Origin of the sequence: Cellulomonas sp. IC4_254 (genome assembly GCF_011603975.1) — a bacterium.
In the GTDB taxonomy this organism is placed as follows: Bacteria; Actinomycetota; Actinomycetes; order Actinomycetales; family Cellulomonadaceae; genus Cellulomonas.
Genome location: NZ_JAANNB010000389.1, coordinates 1 through 905 on the forward strand (window position 1 = coordinate 1; position 905 = coordinate 905).

Sequence of the window (905 nt, forward strand, 5' to 3'; positions counted from 1 at the left end):
GCGCGGGTCGCCGAGCGCCGCCTCGGCCCGCAGGGGGCCGCGCAGGTAGAGCCGCAGCCGCAGCCGGGCGGCGGCGCCGCGGTCGCCGGGGAGCACCGCGCGCGGCACCGCGCCGAGCAGCACGGCGGCGCGGGCCGACGCCCAGCCGGCCGCGCCGTGGTGGGTCCGGAAGTACCGCTCCTGGGACGCGTGGAAGTGCGTCTCGCGCCGGGTGGGGTCGGTGCTGGTGCCCGCGCCGACGTGCCCGGCGAGCACGTCCTCGACCACGGCCGAGCGCCAGCCGGCGTCGTGCGCGCGGCGCTGCCAGTCGGTCTCCTCGGAGTACAGGAAGAACCGCTCGTCGAACCCGCCGACGGCGGCCAGCGCCTCCGCCCGCAGCAGCAGCACGGAGCCGATAACGAAGCCGTCCGGGGTCTCGGGCACGCCGAGCCCCGCGGCCTGGCGCCAGGCCGCGGCCGGGGTCGGGAACGGCCAGCGCACCCGCGCGGGCGCGCCGTCCTCGTCCACCTGCGCGGGGCCGACGGCGGCCACGTCGGGCGCGGCACGCAGGGCGCGGTGCAGCGCGCGCACGCCGGCCACGTCGACCCGGGCGTCGGGGTTGAGCAGCAGCACGTCGGCGCCGGGGCGCACGCTGCGGACTCCGAGGTTCACGGCGCCGGCGAACCCGAGGTTCGCGCCGGGGTCCAGGTAGCGCGCGCCGGCGTCCTCGGCGACGCGGCGGACCTCGGGGTCGCCGGAGTTGTCGACGACGGTGACCGGCAGCGTGCCGGCGACGGGCGCCAGCGCCCTGGCGAGCAGCTCCGCGGCCCCGTACGCGACGACGACGACCTCGGGGTCGCCCGCGGCGCCGGTGCCGGCACCCGGTTTGGTGGCTCCGGCCCGGTTCGGTGCCTGCGGGGTCCGAA

1 protein-coding gene is annotated in these 905 nt (G+C 80.0%); it reads right to left on the reverse strand.

Annotation, left to right across the window (positions count from 1 at the left end; translation table 11 throughout):
• A partial coding sequence (locus G6556_RS18955) for a glycosyltransferase family 2 protein (RefSeq protein WP_166944728.1) occupies positions 1–905 on the reverse strand: 905 nt, incomplete at both ends.